The sequence below is a fragment of the Mycobacterium sp. genome (assembly GCF_032162105.1).
GTDB lineage: Bacteria > Actinomycetota > Actinomycetes > Mycobacteriales > Mycobacteriaceae > Mycobacterium.
Genome location: NZ_JAVRPS010000578.1, coordinates 1 through 8922 on the forward strand (window position 1 = coordinate 1; position 8922 = coordinate 8922).

The window sequence follows — 8922 nt, forward strand, 5'->3', positions numbered from 1 at the left end:
GCGAAGATCGCGTAGATGTACACCGTCGAGTTGGTGTCGTTCTTGTCGAAGAACTGCGCCTCGAAATAGCTGGCGAAAACGGTGTAGACGTAGACGTCGTACCACTCGACGAGGTTTCCCGCGGAGCCTCTGACGGTGTTGAACACCGCCCGCTTGGTGCTCGTCGGAGCGCGTGTCGGACCGGTCACGCCGCTCGGCGTCTCATCGCTCATTCTGGGAAGGTAACGGATCCCACCCCGACCTCACAGCGGCTTTCCAGGTATGCAGCGGTGCGTAATGTCGGATTCATGGACTACCGCAGCCTCGGACGAACCGGAATCCAAGTCAGCCCGTTGTGCCTGGGCGCGATGATGTTCGGAGGTTGGGGCGAACCCGACCACGACACGTCGATCGCCACGATCCACGCCGCTCTGGATGCCGGCATCAACTTCATCGACACCGCCGACGTCTACTCGCAGGGCGAATCGGAGATCATCGTCGGCAAGGCCCTCGCGGGCAACAGGCGCGACGACGTGGTGCTCGCCACGAAGGTCAACATCCAGATGGGTGTACCGGTCGATGCGCCGGTGGGCACCAAGGGCGACCCGAACAAGCGCGGAAACTCCCGGCGCTGGATCATCCACGAGGTCGAGAACAGCCTGCGCCGGCTGAACACCGACTGGATCGACCTGTACCAAATTCACCGGCCCGACCCGCACACCGACGTCGAAGAGACGCTGGGAGCGCTCACCGATCTGCAGCGACAGGGCAAGATCCGCGCGTTCGGTTCGTCGACTTTTCCCGCCCACCAGATGGTCAACGCGCAATGGGTCAGCGAACGGCGCGGCCTCGGCCGGTTCGTCACCGAGCAGCCGCCCTATTCACTGTTGGTCCGCGGGATCGAGGCCGACGTTCTGCCGGTCGCGCAGGAGTACGGGATGGGTGTGCTGCCTTGGAGCCCGCTGGCCGGTGGCTGGCTCACCGGCGGCTACCGCAAGGACAAGGACCTTCCCGAATCCAGTCGCCGCAACCGGATGCCTGCCCGGTACGACCTGTCCAATCCGGACAACCAGCGCAAGCTCGACGCTGCCGATGCGCTCGGGCAACTGGCCGACGATGCCGGGCTGTCGCTGATCCACCTGGCGATCGCCTTCGTGATGCAGCATCCGGCGGTCACCGCGCCGATCATCGGTCCGCGCACGCTGGATCATCTGAAGTCCCAGATCGGCGCGGCCGACGTCACGCTGTCCGTGGACGTCCTCGACAGGATCGACGAGATCGTGCCGCCTGGGTCGACGATTTCTCGAGCAGATCAGGGTTATCTGTCGCCGTCGTTGACCGATCCGTTCCTGAGGCGCCGCCGCATCGCATGACGCGGGCCGTTTGCACCTGGCGGGCATACCGGCTTTCCTGTTGGGATGCCTGATATCAATCGTCGCCACGCGATTTCCCTGGCCGGCATCGCCGCGCTGGCGGCCGCGATGCCCATGCCCGCCGCCCACGCTGCGCCGCCAACCACCTATCTCTTTCGCGACGAGTTCGACGGCCCCGCCGGCTCAGCCCCGGATTACTCCAAGTGGGAGCCAGCCACGGAACGCGAGTCGATGGAGGACCCGACCTTCTGGGAGCTGCCCGAGAACGTCGGCCAATACCGCGACGATCGGCGGAACCTCTTCCTCGACGGCAAATCCAATCTGGTGATCCACGCCGCCAAGGACGGCAACACCTATTACAGCGGCAAGCTCTTCGGCAAGTACCGGGGACCCATCGGCACCACCTGGGAAGCCCGGATCAAGCTGAACTGCCTCACCCCGGGCGCGTGGCCCGCCTGGTACCTGGCCAACAACGATCCCGTCAACGGCGGCGAAGTCGACATCATGGAGTGGTACGGCAACGGCAGCTGGGCCCCAGGCACCACCGTCCACGCGAAGCTGAACGGCGGAGAACACGAGAGCCAGACCATCGCGGTGGACAGCGGGTGGCACACCTGGCGCACCCAGTGGGACGCGAACGGTATCCGCTTCTGGAAGGACTACACCGATGGCGCGCAACCGTACTTCAACGTTGCGGCCAGCGCCTTGCCCGACTGGCCGTTCAGCGCACCGGGTTACACGCTCTTTCCAATCCTGAACCTCGCGGTTGCCGGTTCCGGCGGCGGCGATCCCCGAGGAGGCACCTACCCGGCGGACATGCTCGTCGACTGGGTTCGGGTCTGGTAGGACTCGAGCCCATTGCGGAGCAAATCCCACGCAAGGCGCCGAGCCTCCGCGGCCCTCGCGTGCATGAGCCGCTGTACGGGCGCGATGGCCCCGGGCTCCGGTGCACGTCCGTCGACGACGGCAACGTGTAGATCCTCTGCGACGCGGATCGCCATCAAGGCGGCCTCGCTGACACCGTTCAGCGCGTCATGAAGGCGGTCGTCCTCGACGAGCAAATGGGCGTTGGAGAGCTCCACCGAGAAGTCGTTCACGACTTGACCGATCCGTTCGAAGATCGGGGCCATTGCCAACTCCCGCTCGGCGCGGTCCTCGATGCGCAGGATGATCGCGCCCTGGTTCCACAGTGTCGCCAACATCTGAGTGTGCTCGTTGACCGCGCGCGACACCTCGATCATCGCCTGCTTCTGTAGCTGGTTGCGTAGGTGGATCCGCTCGACGCGGGCCAGCTCGCGCTGAGCATCTACCTCTGCGCGGTGCAATCCCTGCTGGGCTTCGATCTCGGTGCGGTGCAGTGTCTGCATCAGCGCCAGTTCACGTGCCGAGCGCTCCTCGGCGGCGGCCAGCTCGCGTCGTAGTCGGTCCGCGGCCATGGCGGCGTCCTGGCTCGCCCGGCGCTGAATACTAGTGATCTGCCACATGGACACCATGACAACGCAGAAGACGACGGCGCCGAAGAACCACTCCGCCTTTGAACCCGTCTGGTCGGGACCGAACAGGACGAACCAGGCGATGGCCAGGCAGCCCATGCACCCAGCGACCAGCCAACTGATTCCACGCCAGATACCGAACGAGCGTGAACTGGGAATGTCGCTGTCCGTGGCGGATTGCGCTAGTCCGGTCATCTTTCCTCCCGTGTGCGCGAGCGTCCCGCGACGCGGGTTCAGACTAGGGAACCGCACACTGAGCTGCATCACCGGCGGCGGCTCTCGCGCTGTACGCGCTACCGGTTGACGCCAATGTCGACCCGTGCTCAGGTGGAGCAGTGCGAACTCGACCGTCTAGAGAATTGAGGTCCCATGGGCCAGCCGGTGCCGCAGGAAGGTGAAGCGTCAGTCATCGTCAGCCTCGCCGAGGCAGCGATGCACATGTACACCGCCGCAATCGATGCATTGCCGTTCCCGGAGGACAAGAACTTTCACAAGCGCGCGGACGTCGTTCTGACGGGCATGCGAAAACTGCGGGCTGCACTGACCGAAGCTGCCGGTCGCAGCAGATCTTCACCGGCGGTGATCGTGGCGCTCCGCGATGTTCGGCTGCGCTACGACAAGCTCATGACCCACTCCGCCGCCGCACCAGGTTCGAGTCTGGGCCAACAGTTGTACGCGACGCGCATCGAGGCCAAACTGTCCGCCCAGGAAGTGGCCAACGGGGCCGGGCTGCGCGCCGATCTCCTCGATGATCTCGAGTGGGGCGAAACTCCCACCGTGGACGAAGCAGCGAAGGTGCAGGGGCTCATCGCCGCCCTCGGCGGGGTGCCCGGCACCGAACATCACGAGCACCACGAGTCCGAGCATGACCAGTCCGAACATGACGACCATCACGAGCACGAACAACACGAACACGAACATCACGACGAATCAGTCAACGCCGGCTAGGCGCCGGCGTGCGCACCCGCTGCTCAGCCGGTGGCTCGTCGACGCTGCGGTCCGAGGGCGGCAGCTCGAGATCGCGGCGTACGCCGTGGTGGTCGAGCCAAGCGTCGAGGGCCGGCACCGCATCGTCCGCCTCGAGCGCCTCGGAGGCCGGGGTCCACGGGTCGAGCCGCTCGCCCATTCCGTCGAGGAGGCGGTGGGCGATGGTGTCGCCCAGGACGCTCGCGATCGTGCGGCGCGCGGCGTCGGGGTCGTCATCGTTGCGGCTCGCAAGCCCGAGCAGCGCCTCGGGCCGACCCTCCTTCAGCGCAACGACGGCGCCGCCGAGGGTGTGGCTCGGAACCTCGCGCTCACGCAGCGCGTCGAGGAAGACCCGAGCGTCGTCGGCGGCGTCCGACCGGGCGGCAAGGGCCACCATCTCCTCGAACGCGACGGAGCGGAGGTCGGAATCCGGTACATGGCGTCACTGAACCGGGCCAGGTCGGCCTGCGGGTCGCGGAGCAGGGTCTCCGCCAGATCCCTTGCCTCGCGCCAGAGCTCGGGCTGGTCGGCCTCTCCGACGAGGTGGCCCACCGGGTCGGTGTGGGTGCGCTTCTGCACGGAGAAGATGCCGCGGCCGATGGCGAACGCGACGACGGCAACGAGGATCCAGACCGAGCCCGCAATGCTCCTCGCTCCGGTGACGGTGAGCAGGTATGCCGCGTACCCGAGTGCCACGACGATGGCCAGACCGACCACGTAGAAGCCCGCAAGCAGGCCGATGGCGAGCAGTGCCCGAAGTGTGTACTTCACGATGCACCTCGCGAACGCCGAAAGGAATTTGCGAGAGGACTTTAAGGCGAGTGGAGCTCGCCATGGAGGACATCGGCCCCGACCCGTGCTTGCGAATCCGCGGTCTCTCGCATCTGGCCAAGAATGCGTACGACCACCTTGGCGGCAAGCCAGAGCGACACCTGATCGTCTGGGGACACCGAGGGGAACAACTCCGCGATGCGCTGCCGACGAACGGCGGCACGCGCATCCCAGTTCTGCCTGCCGGCCTCGCCAAGCCTGACCAACGACACTCGGCCGTCATCGGGATCGCTCCATTTCTCCAGCAGCCCTTGACGTTCCAAGCGCTGGACCAACTGCGTCATTCCCGATTGGCTGGCCCCCTCGGCCTCGGCAAGTGCCGTCAAGCGCATCGGGCCTTCGCGGTGCACCCGGTTCAGTAACAGCGCGGCGCTCGCGCTGAGGATGTCGCGGTCGATCAGGTATCGCCAAGTCACGTCGTTCGCGAGGTCGATCATCTCGGCGATGGCATCGGCACCGTCGGCAACTGCGTCATCCATGACGGATTTATATCACTGAAGTGATGCAGGAGTGGACGCGGTGGACACGGTTCGTTCGCCACCAGATCGATCGGGCGAATCCTCCCCTGGCTCCGATGGTTGCTGGTAGACGCCCGAAACGGGGAGGGAAAAGGTGATCGCGCTATCTGGGAAAGTCCTGTGAGGCCGTTCGTGAGGCGGCCCTGCGGTTGAACTATGCATCCTGTATCGGATATAAATCGGTTCGTGGCCGGTTTCCGGGGGTGATCGAATGAGCCAACGTTCAAGGGGCAGGACTGTCCTGGCACGAGTCTGGCTGCCGCTGGTCGCCGTCATTGCGGTCGCCCTGGGTGCGCTGTGCATGTGGAAGGTGCATCAGGCGTCCGCCCCTGGGCCCGTCCTCGCCGTCAATGGGCCCCAGGCACCCGAGGAATTCGTGCCCAAGCAGCTCACCTATGAGTTGGACGGCGCCCTCGGCGACGGCGGGTTGCTCTCCTACATCGACATCGACGGACATCCCCACACGGTCGACATCACGTCGTTGCCCTGGTCGCACACCGAGACCACCACACTGACCGTCGTCTCCGGCAGCATCTCGGCGCAGGTCCATGGCGGCGAGGTCCACTGCCGAATGCTGGTGAACGGCGTTGTCCGCGATGACCAATCGGCGACACGTCAGAACGCGGACGTCACCTGCAGAGTGAAATCCGCGTGAGCGCACATCAGGCCGGCCGACCGTTCTTCCCCAGAGCGGTCCGCGTCCTCGCCATCCCGATCATCATCTTCTGGGGTCTCGTCGCCGTCACGACCAACACCTTCATTCCGAAGGTAGAGGACGTCGCGGCAGAACTTGCGGGCCCGATGATTCCGACGTACGCGCCGTCCCAGGTGGCGATGCTGCACATCGGCGAGAAGTTCCAGGAGTCCACGTCCACCAGCCTGACCATGGTCGTGCTGGAAGGTGACCGGCCGTTGGACGACAAGGACCACCAGTACTACGACGACTTGATGAAGCGTCTGAAGAACGACCCCCAGCACGTGCAATACGTGATGGATCTGTGGGGCAAGCCGATCACGGCGGCCGGCGCACAGAGCGTCGATGGTAAGTCCACCTATGTGCTGTTGCGTCTCGCCGGTGACATCGGGCAGATCGAGGCCAACAAGTCCGTCAATGCCGTCCGCGACATCATCGCGAAGGACACTCCGCCACCGGGGCTCAAGGTCTACGTCAGTGGCGCGGCACCGCTGGCTTCGGACACGCTGACGATCGCGAACTCGAGCCTGAACAACATCACGATCGTGACGATCTTCTTGATCATCGCAATGCTGCTGATCGTCTACCGCTCCCCGACCACGGTGTTGATGCCGCTGGCCACCGTGCTGTTCGAGATGCTGATCGCCAAGGGCGTCGTCTCCACTCTCGGGCACTTCGGGGTCATCCCGCTCTCGTCGTTCGCGGTGAACATCACCATCTCGCTGACCCTGGGGGCCGGAACCGACTACGGCATCTTCCTGATGGGCCGCTATCAGGAGGCCCGCCAACTCGGCGAGAGTCGAGAAGAGGCGTACTACACCGCTTACCGGAGTGTGTCGCCCATCATCCTCGGCTCGGGGTTGACCATCGCGGGCGCCGGTTTCTGTTTGAGTTTCGCGCGACTCGACTACTTCCACACCATGGGACCGGCCGTCGCGATCGCCATGCTGTTCACGATCGCGGCGGCGCTCACACTCGGGCCGGCCATCCTGACGGTGGGCAGCCTGTTCGGGCTCTTCGACCCGAAGCGATTGGTCAGGGGGCATCTCTATCGACGGATCGCCGCCAGCGTGGTGCGGTGGCCGGTGCCCATCCTCGCGGCCAGCTGCGCCGTCGTCATGATTGGGGCGGTCTTCGTGCCCACCTATCGGGTGAGCTACGACGACCGCACATACCAACCGAGCGATGCTCCCGCCAACCAGGGCTTCGCAGCCTCGGATCGACACTTCCCGCCCAGCAAGCTATTTAGCGAGATGCTGATGGTCGAGTCGGATCACGACATGCGCAACTCCGCGGACTTCATCTCGCTGGACCGAGTGGCGGGCGCCCTCATTCGTGTTCCCGGCGTCGCCATGGTGCAGAGCATCACCAGACCCCTTGGCCGACCACTCGACCGCGCCACCATTCCCTACCTGTTCACCACGCAGGGCGGCGGCAGCGGTCAACAGCTGCCCTTCAACCAGTCGCAGAACGGCGATACGGACAAACAGGCCCAGATCCAGGCGGAGACCGTGGAGACCCTGGGCAAGACGATCGACCTGACCCAGAAGTTGGCCGATGATCTGCACACCACAGTCCTCACCTTCGAGAATCTGCAGGCGGTCACCGACGAGGTCAATTCCGACATCGCGAATCTCGACGACTTCATGCGGCCGCTCAAGGCCTATTTCTACTGGGAGCCGCACTGTTTCGACATTCCCGTCTGCTACGCCTTCAAATCGCTGTTCGACGGGCTCGACGGCATCGACGCCCTCGACGAACAGATTCACAACGCCGTCACTGATTTTCAGGCCATCGACGCGCTGATGCCCCAGATGGTCACCCAGTTGAAGATCCAACGCGACGAGACGGCCGCGTTGCAAGCTGTGATCGTCAACTCGTACGGCCCTGCGCATCTACAGTCCACGCAGACCGACCAGACCTTCGACGACTTGATCAACGTGGGCAACGACTTCGACAAGTCCCGCAGTGATTCCTACTTCTACATGCCACGAGAAGCCTTCGACAACGAGGACGTCAAAACCGGTATGACACTGATGATGTCGCCGGATGGCAAGGCGGCCCGATTCATCGTCACCCATGAGGGCAACGCCATGGGCCCCGAGGGGGTTGAACACGTCGAGAAGTTCCCCGAAGCCATCCAGATAGCGCTGAAGGAAACCTCGTTGGCGGGCGCCAAGATCTACATCGGCGGCGCGGGCTCGAACAACTTGGACATCAAGACCTACGCCGCGTCCGATCTGCTCATCGTGGCGATCGCCGCCTTCATTCTGATCTTCCTGATCATGTTGTTCATCACGCGAAGTCTGATGGCCGCCTTGGTCATTCCTGGCACGGTGGCCTTCTCGTTCGCAGGCGCGTTCGGTCTCTCGGTCCTCGTCTGGCAGCACCTGATCGGCCTGCACCTTCACTGGCTGGTCTTACCGATCACGTTCATCATCCTGGTGGCGGTCGGTTCGGACTACAACCTCCTGCTGATCGCCCGAGTCAGGGAGGAGGTGGGAGCCGGCTTGAACACCGGCCTCATCCGCGCGCTCGGGAGCACCGGCGGCGTGGTGACCTCCGCCGGTCTGGTGTTCGCAATCACCATGCTGGCGTTGCTCATCAGCGACCTCAAGACCATTGGCCAGGTGGGTTCCACCGTCTGCATCGGCCTACTCCTCGACACCCTGATCGTGCGTACGTTCATCGTGCCGTCCTTCATCAGGCTTCTCGGGCCCTGGTTCTGGTGGCCCACATTGGTGCGTTCACGTCCGCTGCGGCAGCCGTCGGACTTTCCAGCAGTGACGCGATGAATCTGGGTCTATGGGGCGTTCTGACGATCGTCGCGCTGGCATTCGAAGTGGTGTTCGCCAGCCTGGCCTTCGTGTACACGAGACGGCTGCTGCGTCGAAAGCCCATTCCGATGAGCGACGACGTCGGCGGCTACCAAGCGGTGCTACGGAAGCTGCGCAAAGACGAACCAATGTCGCAGGACGAACTGAACCTCGCCACGCGAATCATCGATTACCGCAGGAACCCGATGGCCTACACCATCCCCGCTGCCTTCTTCACCATGGGATGCTTCT

At 64.2% G+C, this 8922-nt stretch carries 9 protein-coding genes and 2 pseudogenes; 6 read left to right on the forward strand and 5 right to left on the reverse strand.

The features are described 5' to 3' along the window. Positions 1 to 212: pseudogene (locus QOC69_RS29520) on the reverse strand (MFS transporter); the annotation flags it as partial. Positions 213 to 287: 75 nt separating this feature from the next. Here QOC69_RS29520 and QOC69_RS29525 point away from each other — a divergent pair. Both QOC69_RS29525 and QOC69_RS29530 read left to right on the forward strand, forming a co-directional pair. Further along, positions 288 to 1352 carry an aldo/keto reductase gene (locus tag QOC69_RS29525; RefSeq protein WP_526446065.1) on the forward strand — a complete coding sequence of 355 codons (1065 nt, stop codon included), beginning with the start codon at positions 288 to 290 and terminating at the stop codon, positions 1350 to 1352. Between the two features lie 45 nt (positions 1353 to 1397). Beyond that, positions 1398 to 2198, forward strand: coding sequence for a glycoside hydrolase family 16 protein (locus QOC69_RS29530; protein WP_526446066.1), 801 nt, complete (start codon positions 1398 to 1400; stop codon positions 2196 to 2198). Here the strand turns inward: QOC69_RS29530 and QOC69_RS29535 are convergent. Beyond that, positions 2156 to 3040: a hypothetical protein gene (locus QOC69_RS29535; protein WP_526446067.1), complete on the reverse strand. Its 885-nt coding sequence runs from the start codon at positions 3038 to 3040 to the stop codon at positions 2156 to 2158. The two genes, QOC69_RS29530 and QOC69_RS29535, sit on opposite strands and share 43 nt — an antisense overlap. A 174-nt stretch (positions 3041 to 3214) precedes the next feature. Between QOC69_RS29535 and QOC69_RS29540 the strand changes: the two genes are divergently transcribed. Beyond that, positions 3215 to 3793: an XRE family transcriptional regulator gene (locus QOC69_RS29540; protein WP_526446068.1), complete on the forward strand. Its 579-nt coding sequence runs from the start codon at positions 3215 to 3217 to the stop codon at positions 3791 to 3793. On the opposite strand, the gene QOC69_RS29545 is transcribed toward QOC69_RS29540, so the two are convergent. Genes QOC69_RS29545 through QOC69_RS29555 form a run of 3 tightly spaced genes read right to left on the reverse strand, consistent with a single transcriptional unit; the run spans position 3780 to position 5121 of the window. Beyond that, positions 3780 to 4205: a hypothetical protein gene (locus QOC69_RS29545; RefSeq protein ID WP_526446069.1), complete on the reverse strand. Its 426-nt coding sequence runs from the start codon at positions 4203 to 4205 to the stop codon at positions 3780 to 3782. The two genes, QOC69_RS29540 and QOC69_RS29545, sit on opposite strands and share 14 nt — an antisense overlap. After that, positions 4094 to 4582: a hypothetical protein gene (locus QOC69_RS29550; protein ID WP_526446070.1), complete on the reverse strand. Its 489-nt coding sequence runs from the start codon at positions 4580 to 4582 to the stop codon at positions 4094 to 4096. Before QOC69_RS29550 ends, QOC69_RS29545 begins: the two co-directional genes overlap by 112 nt. A 41-nt stretch (positions 4583 to 4623) precedes the next feature. Continuing rightward, positions 4624 to 5121, reverse strand: coding sequence for a MarR family winged helix-turn-helix transcriptional regulator (locus QOC69_RS29555; RefSeq protein ID WP_526446071.1), 498 nt, complete (start codon positions 5119 to 5121; stop codon positions 4624 to 4626). 250 nt (positions 5122 to 5371) lie between these two features. On the opposite strand from QOC69_RS29555, the gene QOC69_RS29560 reads away from it, so the two are divergent. The 3 genes and pseudogenes from QOC69_RS29560 to QOC69_RS29570 all read left to right on the forward strand — a co-directional run. Beyond that, the gene (locus QOC69_RS29560; RefSeq protein ID WP_526446072.1) at positions 5372 to 5815 is read left to right on the forward strand and encodes an MmpS family transport accessory protein; all 444 of its coding nucleotides are present in this window, start codon (positions 5372 to 5374) and stop codon (positions 5813 to 5815) included. Further along, on the forward strand, positions 5794 to 8649 hold the full coding sequence (locus tag QOC69_RS29565; RefSeq protein ID WP_526446073.1) for an MMPL/RND family transporter: 2856 nt from the start codon (positions 5794 to 5796) through the stop codon (positions 8647 to 8649). The genes QOC69_RS29560 and QOC69_RS29565 overlap by 22 nt, the downstream gene beginning before the upstream one ends. Beyond that, positions 8646 to 8922 (forward strand): annotated as a pseudogene (locus QOC69_RS29570) (hypothetical protein); the annotation flags it as partial. The gene QOC69_RS29565 and the pseudogene QOC69_RS29570, both read left to right, overlap by 4 nt.

Coding starts and splice junctions, on each gene's coding strand:
- QOC69_RS29530 (WP_526446066.1), top strand. CDS start 1,398: ATGCCTGATATCAATCGTCGCCACGCGATTTCCCTGGCCGGCATCGCC.
- QOC69_RS29540 (WP_526446068.1), top strand. CDS start 3,215: ATGGGCCAGCCGGTGCCGCAGGAAGGTGAAGCGTCAGTCATCGTCAGC.
- QOC69_RS29525 (WP_526446065.1), top strand. CDS start 288: ATGGACTACCGCAGCCTCGGACGAACCGGAATCCAAGTCAGCCCGTTG.
- QOC69_RS29555 (WP_526446071.1), bottom strand. CDS start 5,121: ATGGATGACGCAGTTGCCGACGGTGCCGATGCCATCGCCGAGATGATC.
- QOC69_RS29535 (WP_526446067.1), bottom strand. CDS start 3,040: ATGACCGGACTAGCGCAATCCGCCACGGACAGCGACATTCCCAGTTCA.
- QOC69_RS29560 (WP_526446072.1), top strand. CDS start 5,372: ATGAGCCAACGTTCAAGGGGCAGGACTGTCCTGGCACGAGTCTGGCTG.